The following is an 18219-nucleotide window of genomic DNA, read 5'->3' as shown; positions in this document are numbered from 1 at the left end:
AAAGCATTTTTATCACTAACTTATCAACAATATAAAAAAAAGACAAAACCTCTTAAATCGGCTAAAAAATAGCTTAAAACTAAACCTGAGTTTTTTTTTCAACTTAACCACCAATTAAAACATCTATCTTGCTTTATATCGTCTCTATTTAAACTAAAAATATTTTTTTCAATTATTTAAATCCCTCTATTTTCTTTAAAGCTACATCTTGTTTTTCAATGAAAAATATCCAGCAGAGCATTGAATAACAAATAATCTGTTATTCCCAAACAACAATCTTTGTTTTTTTTCGATATTATCTTTAATTATAGACCAGATAAGTACCTTATGAATTACAATAAACTAAGATACTAGAAATGTGTATTCAGAAAATAATTATCTATTAGACTTTTAATTTAAACTCACACAAACAATCATATTTCTGTTAAAAAATCATAAAACAATGAATTTTATTTATTTTTTTAACAAAAAGAACTAATTTTAATAGTCATTTTATATATTTGAGGAAATTATTATTAACCTCAAAATTAAAAAAACATGAAATTCCCCCGAATTTTAATTAAGGCTGTTATTGCCTCTGCTCTATTAACTAATTGCAACAACTCTAATGATTTAAACCCCGAACCAGACACTTTAGGTTTTGAATCTTCCTCTTTAACAAAAAAAAGAGAAATAACTCTAGAGTTTATTGACTTGATGCAAAATCAAAACTTTAAAAACAAAACAATTAGCTTATTAAAAAATCAAGAACCAAGTGTTCTGCTGTCAAAAATTTTAAACGAAAATTCCGAATTTGTTAGTCAAAAAAAAACTTACAGTAATTTAGTTTCAGAAGCCACCAAATCGGAAACTTTTTCAGAAAACGAAATGCCTGAAAAAATTGAAGTTTTAGAAGTTTGGATGCATAATTCTAATGAAACCTCTGACTTTTCAAATGTTTTATTTTCATTTGCTCCGGATGGTGAAGAAAAAGATTGGTCTGTAATTGAAGCATATACTATAGATAAAAAAATAGTTCATTTAGATGCTAAAACCCCTCCTAACCAACCAGTAATAGTTATTGAAACTAATGGTTTCGAAACTTTAAAAAAAGAAGTTGAATTAATGAACAAACAATTAAGGTTAGAAGGTGTTCAAAATTCTAGATTTGATAAAATTGGAAATAACTTTAACTCATTGGCTAAAATGAGTAGAAATCAAGGATTGGAAACTACCAAGCTGAATAAAATCCGCTTAAACGATGACGAAGAACCATGGATTAGCGGGGCTGCTGAAATTTACGCAATTACTTCTGGTATAAAGGATAGTGATAATTCTCCAGAGATAAAAGTAATACCTATGTATTATCTAGATCATGATGACACCAATTACTACCCTAATCAAATTTTATTATTCTGGGACGATTACAAATATCAAGCTGCAAATATTCAGTTATTTGAAAAAGATGATAATATAAATTATAAAGAGTTAACGTCTACAATTGTCAACGGAGTATTTCAAATCATTGGAACAATCTCTACACAACCGTGGGTTAATGCTCTTGGTCAGGTAGCTGGTGCAATTATTCAGGCGATGCCTGATCAATGGTATACAAATAATGACGATTATGTAGATTCATTTTATACTATAGAAAAAAACAAAAGTTACACAGACTATTATGGTGCAAGAGGAAATGCAAAAGTAAATTTAGCCCCTTTCTTTGTCGCTTCTAATTAGCATAAATTTCATTTACATTGAATCATGTAAAAAATAAGAAGGAGTAATTACTAATAATTTCAGGTAATGGAACAAAAATGTATATTTGAAATTCATTAGTAATTAAGTCTTTTCAACATCATAGTAATTTAATTACTACTACTAAACAAAGGGGCTTTATGCCCCTTTTAAATATTTTAGAAAAATATTTCGAGGTATTTCTCTAGCCCCCAAACTTTCTAAATGACTGTTATGCACCTGACAATCTATAAGTTTATAGCCACATTCTTTAACCAAATAAATAAAAGCAACCTTACTCATATTACTTGCTTTACTAAACATACTTTCTCCACAGAAAATTCCATTTCCTAAATCTATTCCATACAAACCACCAACTAATATTTCGTCTTTCCATACCTCAATAGATTTTGCAAAACCAGCTTGAAAAAGATTCAAATAAGCTCTTTTCATATCATTTGTAATCCAAGTTCCATCTTGATCTTTTCTCGAAATATTTTTACAATTAGAAATAACAGCTTCAAAATTAGTATTTGTAGTAATTTTAAAGTCCTCTTTTCTTAATACTTGTCGCATCGATTTAGACACTTTCAACTCATTAGGAAACAACACCATTCTTTCTAAAGGTGAATACCAAACTATAGGTTCACCTTCATTAAACCAAGGAAAAATTCCATTACTATATGCGAAAATTAAACGCTCTACAGATAAATCTCCTCCTAAAGCCAAAACCCCTTCTTCTGAAGCAAATTCATGTGCAGGAAATTCTAACTCTTCTCCAATCCAATAATACATTATAATATAATTAAGCCTAAAATATAAATAACAGATCCAACCAACATGGCTATTAACGTATATGGTAAAATCTCTTTTGCTTTTAGTTTTGTTATTCCTAATAAAGGTAAAGCCCAAAATGGCTGTAACATATTGGTAATTTGATCACCATAAGCCAATGCCATAATCGCTTTGGGCAAAGGCACACCTAATTCTAAAGCACTTTGTAAAACTATTGGCCCTTGTACAATCCATTGTCCACCTCCACTTGGGACAAAGATATTTACTAATCCTGCGCTAAAAAAAGTAAATATTGGAAGGGTTGTTTCTGTAGATATAGAAACAAAAAAATCTGAAACTAAAGTAACCATCCCTGTACTATTCATAATTCCCATAATTCCAAAATACAAAGGAAACTGAATTAAAATTCCAGATACATCTGAAATAGCAACACCAATAGCTTTTATAAATTGTTTAAAATTACCATGTAGAATAATAGCCAAACCTAACATAAAAAGATTAATAAGATTGGGCGTTATTTTTAAACTCTTAATATCAGAAAAATATCTAAATCCGAAAGCTATTAGAATTATTACTCCAAATACAATACCTAAAAGCTTTGAATTATCTAACTTTTCTGCTTTTGTATTCACTTCGTCTTCCGTTTCTAATTGATAAATTTCTAAATTAAAAGTCGTTGGTTTAACCTTTTTCCCAATAAAATAAAAAACTGAAGCCACACTTAACATGACCACAAAAAACAACAATAAATTCCACCAGCTAAACACAGTTTGATTATAACTAATTACTTCTGGAATTTTAGTTAAGTGTAGATTTTCTGGACTTACCATACTTCTTAAATGTCCTTCTTCATTGATTTTTATTGGTGCTGAACCAGAAATTCCTCCGTGCCAAACCATTAACCCTACATAACCAGCCGCTCCTATTAAAGGGTAATTTAAATCCAAACCTTTTTGTTGAGCATCTTCCGCAACTCTTCTTGCTAATAAAGCACCAAATATTAATCCTAATCCCCAATTAAAAAAAGAAACTAACATTGTTGCAGTACTTACTATAAAAGCACTATTAGCTGTATTTGTACAATATTGTGTTAGTTTAGCTATTAAATTACTCATAGGTTTACTCAAAACCAATACATGCCCAAGTACTAAAATCAACATCATTTGGTAAGCAAATACCAAAAGATTATTACTCCATAATCCTTTTTCCCAAAAACTTAAAACATCAAAAAAATAAGCAACTGTATTTGTAGTTTCTGGTTTAGTAAACAACAATGCTAATATTAAAGTTAAAAAGGTGAGTAATACAGCAATAGTAAAAGGAGAAGGAATATACTTTTTGAAAATATTTTCAATAATTTTAGTAATCTTCATAATAGTTTAAATTGGAAGTTAAAAATAGGAAGATTTAACTTTTCTAGTCTGAAAAAGCTCACTATTTTTGCGCTCTTAAATGTTTGATGGAGACGCAAATGAAAAAAAAAGTCGGTAAAAAGAATAAAGATGCTCATGTAAAACGCTTACACAATTATTATCAGCGTACAGGTTTTTATATGTTTATTTGGGAAAGTTTAAAAAAAGCTTTTATTCCAATTGTTCTTGTTGTTATAGGTTTATTTGTTTTTAACAAATATGTATATAATATCAATGAAGGTTTACAATCCATGACAGAAACATTTTCTAGAACAAGCTTATTAGTTACTTTTTTTGTTTCTGAAACTATTTTAGGTTTAATTCCACCAGAAATCTTTATCGCTTGGTGTAAAAAAACTCCAACACCTGTAGTTAATTTAGCTTTACTAGCAACCCTTTCATATGCTGGAGGAATTGTTGCTTACTATTTAGGTAAAGCTTCTTTAAAAATAAATGCAGTAAAAGAATACTTAGAAGTAAAAATGGCTAAGCATTTAAAAAACACAAAAAAATGGGGAGGTTTTTTAATTCTAGTAGGAGCATTATTACCATTACCATTTGCAATAAGTTGTTTGACTGCTGGTATGATTAAATACCCTATAAAAAATGTAATTATATTTGGTTTATTCCGTTTTTTACGATTTGCAATTTATGGCTGGGCTATTTTTTCAGTAGTAAATTAATTCAACTTTCATTATAAAATTTCAGTTTTAAGAATTTAAAAACATACATTACAATATTATATAACTTAACCCTTTACTAAATGGCATTAACAAATAATGATATTTTTAAAAAATTGAGAGTAGCACACAAACTACGAGATACCGACATTATTGAAATATGTGCCTTAGTGGATTTCAAAGTCTCAAAAGGAGAATTAGGAGCGTTTTTCAGAAAAGAAGACCATCCAAAATATATGGAATGCGGAGATCAAATTCTTAGGAATTTTTTAAATGGATTGATTATACATTTAAGAGGTCCAATGCCTCCGAAAACCAAATAAAAAAGAGAACTAAATAATATTTAGTTCTCTTTTTTATATATACCATATTACTTTTTAAAAGATTAAAAAGGTAAATCGTCTGGCTCATTATCTGTTAAGTCTGGAGCTGGTTGAAACTGATCTACTGGCGGTACATTTTGTCCTGCAGCAGCTTGTTGTAAACTTTCAATTCTCCATCCTTGGATTGAATTAAAATACTTAGCTACACCTTCTGGATTAATCCATTCTCTACCTCTTAAGTTAATTGAAACTTTTACATCCTGTCCAACTTGAAAAGAGTTTAATAAATCACATTTATCTTGGATAAATTCAATAAGTATCATTTGCGGATACTGCTCGTCTGTAGTTACAACAAGTTCTCTCTTTCTGAATCCATTACTTCCAAAAGTTTGAGTCTCGTTAATAATTTTAATTTTACCTATAACTTCCATAATCTTACCTATTTATCAAAAGTACCTTCCAAGCACTTTCTACATCATTTTTGTCTAAATATTGTTGTGCAAATGTATGCTTTTTTTCTTCTGACAACCCCAAATATTCAGGATGTTCTTGAGCAAAGTTATCAACAACCTCAGCATTTGGCAAAGCTTCTACATTAGCTAAAACACCTAAATTATTCCCTGTTAAAACAGTACTATTTCGAATTGGATCAGGAATTTGATCTACACCAACCCCTAAAGTAGATAACGGTTTAGGTATTTCAAAGAAACCATCTCTTGCTCTAGAATAAAAGCTTCCTCCTGCTCTAGATACTAGATCTATTTTATACTGATCTATTAAACCTTCTTCATTTAAAACCTCTTCTTTAATATGAACTTTAACTACTTCACAAACGATTAAGTTTCCAGCGCCACCTTCATTTCCTGTATAAATAATATCGTTTACTTTACATTCAAATTGAACAGGAGACTCTGCAACTCTAAACGGTTTTACTTCTTCTGAAGGCAACATCGTTAATCCTGCTTTTACAAATTCGTTTACTCCTTTAGGATACATTGTACTACTTAACGACATTTGCTGAACAATATCGTAATTAACAATATTGATTACTACTTCTTTTATTTTCTCTACATTGTCTAACGTATGCTTAGTCGTATTATTTCTAACACTTCTTGCTGGAGAAAAAATCATAATTGGAGGATTAGCTCCAAAAACATTAAAAAAACTAAATGGAGAAAGATTTGGATTTCCTTCTTCGTCGATAGTACTAGCAAAAGCTATGGGTCTAGGCGCTACTGCACCTAATAAATATTGATGTAATTTTCCTGTAGATACTTCTTTAGGATTTATCGTTAACATGAATTTTTATTTTGAATACTGTCCTGTAAATATACTACGGATTAAGTTATAAAGTTATACTCTTAGAATAGTTTATATTTGACTAATGGGTTTTCTTAAAAATATCTTCTGGATAAAACGATTTATAATATTCATTTGTTTTGCTATTGTTTCTTTGATTTTATGGAACACATATTCTTTCTTTAAAAAGTTTAAAACAGATGAAAGAGTAAAAATGGAATTGTTCGCCATGTCTATTGAAAGATTTGGAAACACTGCTGATTTAGATGCTGACATGAGTTTAGAACTTAAAGCTTCTGACAACATGAATATTCCATGTATTTTAACAAGCTCTAATGGTACAATTAGAGAGCATCATAATTTAGATCCTAAAAGATCTTCTGATATTCTATATCTAACAGATCAGTTAAGAACTATGAAAAATCAGAATAAACCTATAGAAATTAATTACCTTGGAAGAAGAGAGTACATTTATTACAGAAACTCTGATTTACTTACTAAACTTACCTATTACCCTATTACTCTAATTTTAATTTTAGGCCTTTTTTTAGCTGTAATTTATTTGTTTTTTAACTCTAGTAAAATTGCTGAACAGAATAAATTATGGACAGGAATGGCTAAAGAAACTGCCCATCAAATAGGAACACCTTTGTCTTCTCTTTTAGGTTGGGTGACTATTCTTAGAGAAGAAAATATTGACCAAGATTATGTTGATGAAATTGAAAATGATGTTCAAAGATTAAGCACCATAGCCAATCGTTTTTCTAAAATTGGATCTCTTCCTAAACTTGAAACTGAAAATATAGTTAGTATAACTAAAAAAACTTTCGATTATTTAGAATCAAGAAGTCCGAAACAAACTTCTTTTACTTTTAATACTACTGATGAAAATATTCAAACAAATTTGAATAATGAATTGTATGGTTGGGTTATAGAGAATTTAATTAAAAATGCTATTGATGCAATGGAAGGAAAAGGAAGTATAGATCTAACGATTAAAAACACTGAAGATCATATTAAAATATTAATTTCAGATACTGGAAAAGGAATTCCTAAATCGAAATTTCATGTAGTATTTAAACCTGGTTTCACCTCTAAGAAAAGAGGTTGGGGATTAGGACTTTCTCTCTCGAAACGTATTATTGAAGATTACCACAAAGGGAAAATTTTTGTTCAAAAATCTGAATTAGGAAAAGGCACAACTTTTGAAATTCAACTCAACAAAGTAGCAACCAATTCCTAAATTAGATTTTAATTTTTATTCAAAATTATTAGCAATATTTTCTGCTAGTGAAATAAACTCTTCTTGAGATAACTTTTCTTTCTTTATAAATTGGATATCTTCCATTGCTTGTAAAGGCACTAAATGTACATGTACATGTGGTACTTCTAAACCAATTACACTCATCCCAATTCGCTCACATGATATTGTTTTTTCTAAAGCCTTAGCAACTCTATAACTAAAGTTCATTAAGTCTTTATATTCTTCTGGAGATAAATCAAAGATTTTATTCTCCTCTTTCTTAGGAATTACTAATGTGTGTCCTTTAGCATTGGGATTTATATCTAAAAAAGCAAAATGCTTTTCATCTTCTGCTATTTTATATGAAGGAATTTCTCCTTGAACTATTTTTGTAAATATTGAAGCCATTTTAATTTTAAATTGATCTGTTTGGTAAAAATAAAAAAATCGGATTTAGACCATATCTAAACCCGATAAATATTTTTTGTAGTTAAAAGTGGTTATCGAGAAATATCTAATATTTCAAACTTCATTAATCCGTTTGGAACCTGAATTTCAGCTATATCTCCAACTTTATTACCTAATAATCCTTTACCAATTGGCGAATTAACAGATAATTTACCATTACGAACATCACTTTCACTATCTGCTACTAAAGTATATGTAAACTCCATTCCGTTAGTAATATTTTTTAACTTTACTATAGAATGGATTAGAACTTTAGATGTATCTAATTGACTTTCATCTAAAATCCTTGCATTAGCAACTACATTCTTTAATTTAGCTATTTTAGTTTCTAGTAGCGATTGTTCTTCTTTAGCTGCATGATATTCTGCATTCTCACTTAAATCACCTTTATCACGTGCATCAGCAATTTCTTGAGAAACTCTTGGTCGCTCAACTTGCTCTAAATGCGCTAATTCATCCTTTAGCTTTTTTAAGCCTTCAGGACTATAATATGAAACTTCACTCATAACTCTAAAATTTAAAAAATCCCAGTCCGTTAGGAATGAGATCGTCTAACAAATGTACAAAATATTTGTAAATTAGCCACGTTAGCTTATAAACAAAGATATTCTTATGAAGAAAATTATTATTATCCTATTCGCTGTTCTTTTGTACAACTGTACTGATACTGATGATAATAACAATTGCTTTCTTGGTGTAGTTTTAAACGAAACGATAAATTTATCGAATCCTCAATTCATAAACATTCAAGTTCCGGGTGGCCACACAATTGCTAATATTGGTGGACGAAACTTAATTATTATTAGAAATAATACCAGCAGTTTTAAAGTTTTCGATTTACAATGCCCTGAAAGAGATTGCACTTCTCCAATGACTTTTGACGGTTTAAAATTAATCTGTCCATGTAGTGGTAAAGAATATAATTCTTTAAATGGTTCTCCTATAGACGGTGAAGGTTGTTTTGCTTTAGAGTATAATGTAATTCAAGTAAGTAATACTGCACTGCAAATAAGCAGATAAAAATAATTTTATCACCCAATTTAAGATTAGTATTTTTGTGGCAACAACACAAAAAAATAATCGTGCAAAACTATTTTTCTTCTCACTTTAAATTAGGTGTATTAGGAGGCGGACAGTTAGGTAGAATGTTATTATCTGAAACTCAAAAATTAGATATTCATACTGTTATCTTAGATAAATCTGCAGATGCTCCTTGCGCACAAATATGTAACGAATTTCATCAAGGTGATTTACTAGATTTTGATACTGTTTATAATTTCGGTAAAAAAGTAGACTTACTTACTATAGAAATTGAAAATGTAAATATCGATGCCTTAGATAAATTAGAGAGTGAAGGATTACCTATATATCCTAAACCAAGTAACTTAAGAATTATTCAAAACAAAGCGCAGCAAAAAAAGTTTTATAAGGAAAATCAAATTCCTACTGCTGATTTTAATCATTATGCTTTTGTTGACGAGTTAAAACATTCTTATGAAAATGGATTGGTGAAATTTCCTTTTGTTTGGAAATCTGCCCGATTTGGTTATGATGGAAATGGAGTAAAAGTAGTTAAAAACTATAGTGATTTAGAAACACTACCTGAAGGTGAATGTATCGCTGAACAAATGATTCCTTTTAAAAATGAATTAGCGGTTATAGTTGCCAGAAACCCGAAAGGTGATTTGGTAACCTATCCTGTAGTTGAAATGGAATTTCACCCAGAAGCAAACCAAGTAGAATATGTGATCTGCCCAGCAAGAATTGATGAAACTGTTGCTAAAAAAGCTAGAGAAGTAGCTTTAAAAGTAGCTGATGCTTTTGATTTTGTTGGTTTGTTAGCTGTTGAAATGTTTCAAACACAAGATGATGAAATTTTAGTAAATGAAGTTGCTCCAAGAACTCATAATTCTGGTCATTATAGTATTGAAGCAAGTTATACCAATCAATTTGAACAACATTTGCGTAGTATTCTAGATTTCCCTCTAGGAAATACCGATAGTAAATTAGCTGGAATTATGGTAAACTTAGTTGGAGCTGAAGGTCATACTGGTGAAGTTATTTATGAAAATATTCAAGAAATAATGAATATTGATGGAGTAACCCCTCATATATACGGTAAAAAAACGACAAAACCTTTCCGTAAAATGGGCCATGTTACTATTGTAAATCAAGATGTAAATAAAGCTAGAGAAGTAGCTCAAAAAGTAAAAGAAACTGTACGAGTTATTTCAAAATAAAAATTAGTAAACAAAACTTTAAAAGTTCTAAAAGAACTTGAACAACAACATAAAATTATGGTAGGAATTATAATGGGAAGTGATTCGGATCTTCCAATCATGCAAGATGCAATTGATGTATTAGAAAGTATGGATATTCAAATAGAGGTGGATATTGTTTCAGCTCACAGAACTCCAGAAAAACTATTCGATTACGCTACAAATGCTCACAAAAGAGGAGTACAAGTAATTATTGCTGGTGCTGGTGGAGCAGCTCACTTACCTGGAATGGTAGCAAGTATGAGTCCATTACCTGTTATTGGAGTTCCTGTAAAAAGTAGAAACTCAATTGATGGATGGGATTCTGTTTTGTCAATTTTACAAATGCCTGGAGGTGTTCCTGTTGCAACAGTTGCTTTAGATGGAGCAAAAAATGCAGGAATTTTAGCTGCACAAATTATAGGAGCATCAGATAAATGTGTTTTAGATAAAATAATCGCTTACAAAGAAGGCTTAAAACTAAAAGTTGAAAAGGCTTCTGAACGAGTAAAAAAATAAGTATCTTAGTACTATGAAAACATAAAACCTCACAGATTGTTTATTTGTGAGGTTTTTAAGTTTTAAAAACTAAATTGAAATGACTAAAAATCCATTATTACAAGAATTTGATACTCCTCCTTTTCAATCGATAAAAGAGGAACACTATAAATTAGCTTTAAAAGAAGCTATAGAGATTGCCAAAGAAGAAATTAATGCAATTGCCAATGCAACTTATACCCCAACTTTTGAGAATACTATTGTTGCTTTAGATAATACAGGAGAAAAATTAGATCGTATCACTTCTATATTTTTCAATTTAAACTCTGCTGAAACTAATGAGGAAATTCAACAAATTGCAAAAGAAATTTCTCCTTGGTTAAGTGAATTTAAAAATGACATGATTTTAAACGCCGATTTATTCAAAAGAGTAAAAACTGTTTACGATCAAAAAGACACATTAACACTTAGTCCAGAACAAAGTATGTTATTAGAAAAACAATACAAAGGTTTTTCTAGAAATGGAGCTAATTTAAATGATGAGCAGAAAAATGACTTACGAAAACTAGATACTGAATTATCTAAACTTTCGCTACAATTTGGAGAAAATGTACTAGCAGACACGAATGCTTTCGAAATGCTAATTACAGACGAAAAAGATTTAGCAGGCCTTCCTGATGGAGCCAAAGAAGCTGCTAAATTAATGGCACAACAAAAAGAGAAAGAAGGATGGCTATTTACATTAGATTATCCTAGTTATATTCCTTTTATGACATATGCAGACAATAGAGAACTTAGAAAAAAACTTTCTATTGCTATGGGTAAAAAAGGATTTCAAGACAATAAAAACAATAATGAAAAAATTGTTTTAGAAATTGTTGAACTTCGCCATAAAAGAGCACATTTATTAGGTTATGATTCTCATGCACATTTTGTTTTAGAAGAACGTATGGCTGAATCTCCTGAAAAAGTATTGTCTTTTTTAAATGACTTACTAGAAAAAGCGAAACCTGCTGCTGAACGTGAATTTAAAAACTTAGAGAATTATGCTAAGAAATTAGATAACATTGATCGTTTAGAAAAATGGGATGGTTCTTATTATTCAGAAAAATTAAAGAAAGAACTTTTCGATTTAGATCAAGAAGCTTTAAAACCTTATTTTAAATTAGAAAATGTAATTAACGGTGTTTTTGAAATTTCTAATCGATTATTTGATTTAAATTTTGAAGAAATTAATACTATCGATAAATATCACGAAGATGTAAAAACCTATAAAGTTACCAATTCGAAAGGTGATTTTATTTCTCATTTTTATGCAGATTTCCATCCGAGACCTGGAAAAAGAAATGGAGCTTGGATGACATCTTACAAATCACAGCAAATTAAAAATGATTTAAATGATAGACCTCAAGTTTCTATTGTTTGTAATTTCACAAAACCTACTGAAACCAAACCTTCTTTATTAACTTTTAACGAGGTTACAACTTTATTTCATGAATTTGGTCATGCTTTACATGGAATGTTAGCGAATACTACATATAAAAGCTTATCAGGAACTTCTGTTTCTTGGGATTTTGTAGAATTACCAAGTCAAGTTTTAGAAAACTGGTGTTACGAAAAAGAAGCTTTAGAGTTATTTGCAAAACATTACGAAACTGGAGAAACAATTCCTATGGAATTTGTTCTGAAAATTAAAGAATCTGCTGCTTTTCATGAAGGAATGCAAACTTTACGTCAATTAAGTTTTGGATTATTAGACATGAGCTGGCATTCTGGAAATACCGAAAACATTTCTTCCGTAAAAGATTTTGAATTAAAAGCTTTTGAAAACACCAAACTATACCCTGATGTTAATGAAAATTGTATGAGCACGGCTTTTTCTCATATTTTTCAAGGAGGATATTCTGCTGGATATTATTCGTACAAATGGGCTGAAGTTTTAGATGCAGATGCTTTTGAATACTTTAAAGAAGAAGGTATTTTTAATAAAGAAATCGCTACTAAATTCAAAGATCATGTTCTTTCCAAAGGAGGAACAGAAAAACCAATGGAACTATACAAACGTTTTAGAGGTCAAGAACCAAAACCTGAAGCTTTATTAAAAAGAGCTGGACTTTTAAACTAAAAAATAATACTAAGAACTACGATTTTTCGTAGTTCTTTTATTTGTTAAAAAATGCACGAAAAAATAGTTACTTTTTTTGAAACAGAATATCCTTTAAATCAACATGGAATTGATGAACTTTTATCATTATTCCAATTGAAAACTATAAAAAAGGGAACAGCTATTTTAAAAGCAAATCATTTAGAAAGAGAGTTACGTTTCTTAAATTGTGGAACTGTTCGTGAACTTTACGCAACAGCAGATAAAGAAACTAACATTAACTTTTATACCAAACCTCAGTTCATTTCTGATTTATTCTCTTTCAGCAAAGATTTAAAAACAAATAAAAATCAAGAAGCAATTTCTGATCTTGAGATATTATCTATTGAAAAACAACAATTTCGAGAACTTTTACAAAGATATGAATGTGGTAAATCATTTATTGAACTTTCATTTCAAAAACTTTTAAAACAAAAAGAACTATTAGAATTCAATAGAATTACTAAAACCCCAGAAGAGTTGTACCAAGAGTTGTTTATTTACAAACCTAATTGGTTAGAAAAAATTCCTCAATATCATATTGCTTCCTATTTAAATATTACACCAGAAACACTAAGCAGAATACGAAAACGTATTTCTTGATTTGAATCAATGCAATTCAGTTCCATTGGTTATTCCTTTGTCTAAAAAAGTAATATCAATGAAAATTCAACATTTAAGAAATGCATCTTTAATTATTGAAGCTGACGATAAAGTAATTTTAGTAGATCCAATGCTTGGTAAAGTAGGAACACTACCTCCTTTTTCTTTCTTTAGATTTAAAATGAAGAAAAACCCAACTGTTCCTTTACCTGAAAACTGTAAATCAACACTTAAAAAAGTTACTCATTGTTTGATCACTCACAATCACCCCGATCATATTGATAGCGCAGCTGAAAAGTTTCTTACTGAAAGAAACATACCTGTAATTTGTAGTGTGTTAGATGAAAAAACGTTTCGTAAAAAAGGCTTGAATGTAATTCAAACAATTAATTATTGGAAGAAATCACCTTTTTTAGGAGGAACTATTGAAGGAATTCCTGCGAAACATGGTTATGGTTTTGTAGCCAAACCTGCTGGTAATGTGATGGGTTTTTTTATTAAACTACCTAAAAAGCCTAGTATTTACATTAGTTCAGATACGATTTACACTGATGATGTTGATACTGTACTAAAAAAATACAATCCGGAAATTAGTATTGTAGCCGCTGGTTCTGCTCAATTTGATATTTTTAAACCTTTACTGATGACTATAGATGATATTGTAAAATTTATTAAAAATGCTCCTCATAAAGTCATAGCAAATCATATGGAAGCTGTTAATCATTGTCCTACAACAAGAGTTAAACTTAAATCGATTTTAACTCAAAAAGGGCTTTTACAAAAAACTTTCATTCCTAAAGATGGAGAAATCATTACTTTTAGTTAATCGATAATTTCTTCTTTAAAAAATTATTGCTTTTAAGTTTAAAATGTTAATCATATCTAAAAATCTCTTTCTAAGAAAGGGATTTTTTTATTTTTATAAATCTTATAAATTGTTCTAAATGAATCTGAAATTTACTTTTTTCTCCTTCTTTATTGTTTTGTATAGTTTTTCTCAGACTAATATCAATGGTATTATTACATCTAAAAATATTCCTTTAGAAGGTGCTTCTGTTTATTTAAACAATACTACTATTGGAACTATTACTGACGAAAAAGGAGCCTTTGAATTAAATTTTAAAGAAGGAAATTATACGCTTGTCGTTTCTTTTTTAGGTTATAAAACTTATCAAAAATCAATAAATACCATAAATCAAAAGAAGATTGAAATTACTATTTCTTTAGAAGAGGATAATGAGTTTTTAGATGAAGTTGAAATCAAAAAAATAGTATACGATGATGAATGGAAATATAATTTAGCTCGGTTTAAACAAGCTTTTCTTGGGAAAACTAAACTGGCTTCAACCTGTAAAATTTTAAATGAAAAAGATCTATTCTTCGATTTTAATTATAAAACAAATACTTTATCTGCAACTGCTAGAAAGCCCTTAAAAATAAAACACAACGGACTAGGTTATTTGATTGAATATGATTTAATTAATTTTGAACTTGGAAGCAAAACGTTATTCTTTAGTGGTTATGCTCAATATAAAAACCTAAGAAAATCTATCCGAAAAAAATGGAAGAAAAACAGAAATATAGCTTATAATGGTTCTCGAATGCATTTTCTAAGAAGTTTATTAAATAAAGAATTAAAAGAAGATGGTTTTGTTATTAATAAGTTCAGAAGAGTTGCCAACAAAGAAAGACCTTCCGAAGAAAAAATTCGATTTGCTAGAAAATATTTAAAACTGCATGGTAATCGTATTAATTATTCTAGAAAAATAGAAGAACCAAAAACTACTTTAGATAGCGCTATTGTAATAGCCAACAAAGCTCGGTTACCAAAATACCGTGATTATTTATACAAGAGAGATGTTCCTGTAAACGAAATGATTTCTTTTCAAAAAACTACTCCTTTTTTAGATTTTACTGATTATTTAATGATCATTTACACCAAAGAACCTGAAGAAGAAAATTATGTTCAAGGAATATTTGGTAAGAAAAGAAAACAAAGCGATGTTCAAACTTCTCATTTAGTTTTACTACAAGGAAAATCGGAGATTGATAAAATAGGAATTATGATTAATCCTAACGCTGTTTTTAATGAAGGTTATTGGAGTTTTGAATCTTTTGCTAATATGCTTCCTTTAAATTATCAACCTTCAAAAAAATAGTTTTAATAGGCTATTTAACAAAAACATAGTTCTCTATTTTCATCATTTTTTATTATATTTATTTGGTGAAAAATGAATTATGAAAACGAAATTAATCTTCTTATTATTTCTAGTTACGCTTATTTCATATGGTCAGGTAAATATCAGAGGAACTGTATTATCTAAAAACAATACTCCTTTAGAAGGTGCTGCCGTATATCTAAACAATACTACTATTGCTACTTTCACCGATTGGAAAGGAAAATTTAAACTTTATATTGAAGAAGGAAAACATACACTAATTGTTTCTTATTTGGGACACAAAACAATTCGAAAAGAAATAGTAATTGAAAATAAAAACATTGAACAAACTTTAGAGTTCCATTTAGAAGAACAAGACAATACTTTAAATGAAGTAGTCATCAATTCAACAGATGGAGAAAACAAATTAAAACTTATAGAATCTACAAGATCGAGATATTCTGATTTTCAAAAATTCCGAGAAGGTTTTTTAGGACGATCTACTTTTGCCAATAGATGCAAAATTGTAAACAGAGAAACTTTAAGTTATTATTACGTTCCTCAAACAGATCATTTTATTGTTACTGCTAAAGAACCAATTGTTGTTATTAATAAAGATTTAGGTTATAAAGTACATTACGACCTTATTAAATACGAACAAAAAGCTCTTGTTATTGGTTATGTTGGTTATTCTAGATATGAAGAATTAGAAGGAAGTAAAAGAAAACAAAAACGATGGAAGAGAAATCGATTAATAGCTTACAAAGGCTCAATAATGCATTTTCTAAGATCGTTAATTCGTGTAAACACAAAAGAAGAAGGATTTGACATGGATTTAATGATTAGAATTCCTAACATCAACTATCCTACTGAAAAAGAATTACGATTCTCTAAAAAATTATTTAGAGATTTAAATCGATATGATATTCCTGTGGATTACGCAAAAACGATAGTCGTTCCTGAAACTAGAATAGATAGTGCTATTTTAATCCATAGAAGAGAATTAAAGTATAAAAAAATTAGAGATACTATTATTCGAAAAGATATTAGATACAGTGATGTTACTTATCGATTAAGTGGTAAAGCTTTTATGGCGTTTAATGGTCTTTTAAAAGTGACTTACAATAACGAAAAAGAAGAATTTGAATATAAAAACGATTATAAAACTTGGTCGGGAAAACAAGTTTCTAAATTTATTTTACTTAATACTCCGCAAGAAATATTACCTATCGGACAATTAGCCGATCCAACAAATCACCTTGTTGAAGGTTATTGGTCTTATGAAAAATTTGCAGTAGCACTTCCTTTAAACTATCAACCTCCTGAAGAACCCAAAATAGCTTCAAATTAATTAAATCACATATCCAAACTAAAAAATGAAACTAAAACTAACAATTGCTTTGTCCTTTTTTCTATCCATTGCTTTTGGTCAGATTTATGTAAAAGGAAAAGTTACCTCAAAATCCAATCAACCTTTAGAAGGTGCTGCAGTGTTTTTTAACAGTACAACTATTGCTACCATTACAGATGCTAATGGAGAATATAAATTAAGTGTTCCTGAAGGAAAATATAAACTTGTTGCTTCCTATTTAGGGTATAAAACTGTAGAACGTGAAGTAGAAATTGATAAAAACACACCTTTAGATGATTTAAATTTTACGCTAGAAGAAGCTGACAATGTTTTAAATGAAGTTGTTATTGGAGGAAAAAAAAAGATAAAGTCTAAGAAACCTAAATATGAAGATTTTTTAGTGTTTCGTGAAGCTTTTTTAGGACGTACAGACTTTGCTGAAAAATGTAAAATAGATAATAAAAAAGCCTTAAAATATTACTTTGATGAAGCTACAAATACTTTTAGTGTAGAGGCTAAAGAACCTATTATTATTCTCAATAGAGACTTAGGTTATAAAATTTCTTATAATCTAGAAAAATTTCAAATTAAAGATCGAATTATTAGTTACTTCGGATACTCTAAATATGAAGAATTAGAAGGGAATAATCGAAAGCAAAAGAAGTGGAAAAAAAACAGACTTAAAGCTTACAATGGTTCTTTACGTCATTTCTTAAAAACCTTTATTACGGCAAGTACAAAAGAAGAAGGTTTTAAAATTGATATTATGAATCGTAAAAGAAACGAATTACACCCAACGGATAATGAATTAAATTTTTCTAGACGAATTTTTAATATTCAAGATCAAAAAGGTATTGCGATTAACTTTAATAAAATTATTCTAAAACCACAATCGAAATTAGATAGCGCAATTGTTATTCATCAAAAAGAATTAAAATACCCTAAAATTATAGATGTTCCTCATAAACGAAATGTTACATATAATGATGTAAGCTATAGAGTAGAAGGAAAAGTTTTTTTAAAATTCGATGGATTTTTAAAAGTAACTTATCAGAATGAAAAAGAAGAATTCAACTACAAGAAAGATGTTAAAAAAAGACTTGGAGTACAAGTATCTCATTTCTTATTATTTAAAAACAATGAAGAAATATTACCAATCGGGCAAATTGCAGATCAAAACAATCGTTTAGTTGAAGGCTATTGGTCTTACGAATTGTTTGCTAACGCACTTCCTTTAGATTATAAACCACCAACAGAATAATATTTATACGAGA

At 29.1% G+C, this 18219-nt stretch carries 19 protein-coding genes; 13 read left to right on the top strand and 6 right to left on the bottom strand.

Annotated features, from left to right (window positions below):
* The first annotated feature begins 537 nt into the window (after nucleotides 1-537).
* Entirely contained in the window at nucleotides 538-1716 is a 1179-nt protein-coding gene (locus tag ACSIGC_RS14115) for a DUF3103 family protein (protein ID WP_442265450.1), read from the top strand.
* Between the two features lie 156 nt (nucleotides 1717-1872).
* Here the strand turns inward: ACSIGC_RS14115 and aat are convergent, their stop codons facing one another.
* Both aat and ACSIGC_RS14105 read right to left on the bottom strand, forming a co-directional pair.
* Entirely contained in the window at nucleotides 1873-2508 is a 636-nt protein-coding gene (aat, locus tag ACSIGC_RS14110) for a leucyl/phenylalanyl-tRNA--protein transferase (RefSeq protein ID WP_442265449.1), read from the bottom strand.
* Nucleotides 2508-3881 carry a short-chain fatty acid transporter gene (locus tag ACSIGC_RS14105; RefSeq protein WP_442265448.1) on the bottom strand — a complete coding sequence of 458 codons (1374 nt, stop codon included), beginning with the start codon at nucleotides 3879-3881 and terminating at the stop codon, nucleotides 2508-2510. The genes aat and ACSIGC_RS14105 overlap by 1 nt, the downstream gene beginning before the upstream one ends.
* Before the next feature lie 98 nt (nucleotides 3882-3979).
* Here ACSIGC_RS14105 and ACSIGC_RS14100 point away from each other — a divergent pair, with 98 nt between their 5' ends.
* Nucleotides 3980-4603 (top strand): YqaA family protein, encoded by a 624-nt coding sequence (locus ACSIGC_RS14100; RefSeq protein WP_442265447.1) that lies wholly within the window; start codon nucleotides 3980-3982, stop codon nucleotides 4601-4603.
* An 80-nt stretch (nucleotides 4604-4683) separates the two neighbouring features.
* Complete coding sequence (locus ACSIGC_RS14095) at nucleotides 4684-4923, top strand: DUF1456 family protein (RefSeq protein ID WP_442265446.1); 240 nt, start codon at nucleotides 4684-4686, stop codon at nucleotides 4921-4923.
* A 62-nt stretch (nucleotides 4924-4985) separates the two neighbouring features.
* On the opposite strand, the gene ACSIGC_RS14090 is transcribed toward ACSIGC_RS14095, so the two are convergent.
* On the bottom strand, nucleotides 4986-5354 hold the full coding sequence (locus ACSIGC_RS14090; RefSeq protein ID WP_095074117.1) for a DUF3127 domain-containing protein: 369 nt from the start codon (nucleotides 5352-5354) through the stop codon (nucleotides 4986-4988).
* A gap of 4 nt (nucleotides 5355-5358) precedes the next feature.
* Nucleotides 5359-6222 (bottom strand): flavin reductase family protein, encoded by an 864-nt coding sequence (locus ACSIGC_RS14085; protein WP_442265445.1) that lies wholly within the window; start codon nucleotides 6220-6222, stop codon nucleotides 5359-5361.
* Between the two features lie 85 nt (nucleotides 6223-6307).
* Here ACSIGC_RS14085 and ACSIGC_RS14080 point away from each other — a divergent pair, with 85 nt between their 5' ends.
* The gene (locus tag ACSIGC_RS14080; protein ID WP_442265444.1) at nucleotides 6308-7465 is read left to right on the top strand and encodes a sensor histidine kinase; all 1158 of its coding nucleotides are present in this window, start codon (nucleotides 6308-6310) and stop codon (nucleotides 7463-7465) included.
* Nucleotides 7466-7480: 15 nt separating this feature from the next.
* Here ACSIGC_RS14080 and ACSIGC_RS14075 read toward each other — a convergent pair whose 3' ends face one another.
* Both ACSIGC_RS14075 and greA read right to left on the bottom strand, forming a co-directional pair.
* Entirely contained in the window at nucleotides 7481-7873 is a 393-nt protein-coding gene (locus ACSIGC_RS14075; RefSeq protein WP_442265443.1) for an HIT family protein, read from the bottom strand.
* 92 nt (nucleotides 7874-7965) lie between these two features.
* Complete coding sequence (gene greA / locus ACSIGC_RS14070; RefSeq protein ID WP_442265442.1) at nucleotides 7966-8439, bottom strand: transcription elongation factor GreA; 474 nt, start codon at nucleotides 8437-8439, stop codon at nucleotides 7966-7968.
* 106 nt (nucleotides 8440-8545) lie between these two features.
* Between greA and ACSIGC_RS14065 the strand changes: the two genes are divergently transcribed.
* The 9 genes from ACSIGC_RS14065 (at nucleotide 8546) to ACSIGC_RS14025 (ending at nucleotide 18206) form a co-directional block, all read left to right on the top strand.
* Entirely contained in the window at nucleotides 8546-8953 is a 408-nt protein-coding gene (locus ACSIGC_RS14065) for a Rieske (2Fe-2S) protein (protein WP_442265441.1), read from the top strand.
* Between the two features lie 62 nt (nucleotides 8954-9015).
* Nucleotides 9016-10173, top strand: a complete 1158-nt coding sequence (locus ACSIGC_RS14060) for a 5-(carboxyamino)imidazole ribonucleotide synthase (protein ID WP_442265440.1) — start codon at nucleotides 9016-9018, stop codon at nucleotides 10171-10173.
* A gap of 57 nt (nucleotides 10174-10230) precedes the next feature.
* A complete protein-coding gene (purE, locus tag ACSIGC_RS14055; RefSeq protein WP_299617229.1) occupies nucleotides 10231-10710 on the top strand; it encodes a 5-(carboxyamino)imidazole ribonucleotide mutase in 480 nt (159 codons plus the stop codon).
* 79 nt (nucleotides 10711-10789) lie between these two features.
* Nucleotides 10790-12814 carry a M3 family metallopeptidase gene (locus ACSIGC_RS14050; protein ID WP_442265439.1) on the top strand — a complete coding sequence of 675 codons (2025 nt, stop codon included), beginning with the start codon at nucleotides 10790-10792 and terminating at the stop codon, nucleotides 12812-12814.
* A gap of 51 nt (nucleotides 12815-12865) precedes the next feature.
* Nucleotides 12866-13435, top strand: coding sequence for a Crp/Fnr family transcriptional regulator (locus tag ACSIGC_RS14045; RefSeq protein ID WP_442265438.1), 570 nt, complete (start codon nucleotides 12866-12868; stop codon nucleotides 13433-13435).
* 58 nt (nucleotides 13436-13493) lie between these two features.
* Nucleotides 13494-14261, top strand: a complete 768-nt coding sequence (locus ACSIGC_RS14040; RefSeq protein ID WP_442265437.1) for an MBL fold metallo-hydrolase — start codon at nucleotides 13494-13496, stop codon at nucleotides 14259-14261.
* A 118-nt stretch (nucleotides 14262-14379) separates the two neighbouring features.
* The gene (locus ACSIGC_RS14035; protein ID WP_442265436.1) at nucleotides 14380-15594 is read left to right on the top strand and encodes a carboxypeptidase-like regulatory domain-containing protein; all 1215 of its coding nucleotides are present in this window, start codon (nucleotides 14380-14382) and stop codon (nucleotides 15592-15594) included.
* Between the two features lie 79 nt (nucleotides 15595-15673).
* The gene (locus tag ACSIGC_RS14030) at nucleotides 15674-16945 is read left to right on the top strand and encodes a carboxypeptidase-like regulatory domain-containing protein (RefSeq protein WP_442265435.1); all 1272 of its coding nucleotides are present in this window, start codon (nucleotides 15674-15676) and stop codon (nucleotides 16943-16945) included.
* A gap of 25 nt (nucleotides 16946-16970) precedes the next feature.
* Nucleotides 16971-18206: a carboxypeptidase-like regulatory domain-containing protein gene (locus ACSIGC_RS14025; RefSeq protein ID WP_442265434.1), complete on the top strand. Its 1236-nt coding sequence runs from the start codon at nucleotides 16971-16973 to the stop codon at nucleotides 18204-18206.
* Nucleotides 18207-18219: the final 13 nt, after the last annotated feature.

This window comes from Tenacibaculum aquaeponti (genome assembly GCF_052084715.1).
GTDB lineage: Bacteria > Bacteroidota > Bacteroidia > Flavobacteriales > Flavobacteriaceae > Polaribacter.
This window is presented reverse-complemented; position numbering and strand designations above follow the sequence as displayed.

Bases quoted from the DNA above. Each gene is read 5' to 3' on its own strand.
- ACSIGC_RS14115 (WP_442265450.1), top strand. From the start codon at position 538: ATGAAATTCCCCCGAATTTTAATTAAGGCTGTTATTGCCTCTGCTCTA.
- aat (WP_442265449.1), bottom strand. From the start codon at position 2,508: ATGTATTATTGGATTGGAGAAGAGTTAGAATTTCCTGCACATGAATTT.
- ACSIGC_RS14105 (WP_442265448.1), bottom strand. From the start codon at position 3,881: ATGAAGATTACTAAAATTATTGAAAATATTTTCAAAAAGTATATTCCT.
- ACSIGC_RS14100 (WP_442265447.1), top strand. From the start codon at position 3,980: ATGAAAAAAAAAGTCGGTAAAAAGAATAAAGATGCTCATGTAAAACGC.
- ACSIGC_RS14095 (WP_442265446.1), top strand. From the start codon at position 4,684: ATGGCATTAACAAATAATGATATTTTTAAAAAATTGAGAGTAGCACAC.
- ACSIGC_RS14090 (WP_095074117.1), bottom strand. From the start codon at position 5,354: ATGGAAGTTATAGGTAAAATTAAAATTATTAACGAGACTCAAACTTTT.
- ACSIGC_RS14085 (WP_442265445.1), bottom strand. From the start codon at position 6,222: ATGTTAACGATAAATCCTAAAGAAGTATCTACAGGAAAATTACATCAA.
- ACSIGC_RS14080 (WP_442265444.1), top strand. From the start codon at position 6,308: ATGGGTTTTCTTAAAAATATCTTCTGGATAAAACGATTTATAATATTC.
- ACSIGC_RS14075 (WP_442265443.1), bottom strand. From the start codon at position 7,873: ATGGCTTCAATATTTACAAAAATAGTTCAAGGAGAAATTCCTTCATAT.
- greA (WP_442265442.1), bottom strand. From the start codon at position 8,439: ATGAGTGAAGTTTCATATTATAGTCCTGAAGGCTTAAAAAAGCTAAAG.
- ACSIGC_RS14065 (WP_442265441.1), top strand. From the start codon at position 8,546: ATGAAGAAAATTATTATTATCCTATTCGCTGTTCTTTTGTACAACTGT.
- purE (WP_299617229.1), top strand. From the start codon at position 10,231: ATGGTAGGAATTATAATGGGAAGTGATTCGGATCTTCCAATCATGCAA.
- ACSIGC_RS14050 (WP_442265439.1), top strand. From the start codon at position 10,790: ATGACTAAAAATCCATTATTACAAGAATTTGATACTCCTCCTTTTCAA.
- ACSIGC_RS14045 (WP_442265438.1), top strand. From the start codon at position 12,866: ATGCACGAAAAAATAGTTACTTTTTTTGAAACAGAATATCCTTTAAAT.
- ACSIGC_RS14040 (WP_442265437.1), top strand. From the start codon at position 13,494: ATGAAAATTCAACATTTAAGAAATGCATCTTTAATTATTGAAGCTGAC.
- ACSIGC_RS14035 (WP_442265436.1), top strand. From the start codon at position 14,380: ATGAATCTGAAATTTACTTTTTTCTCCTTCTTTATTGTTTTGTATAGT.
- ACSIGC_RS14030 (WP_442265435.1), top strand. From the start codon at position 15,674: ATGAAAACGAAATTAATCTTCTTATTATTTCTAGTTACGCTTATTTCA.
- ACSIGC_RS14025 (WP_442265434.1), top strand. From the start codon at position 16,971: ATGAAACTAAAACTAACAATTGCTTTGTCCTTTTTTCTATCCATTGCT.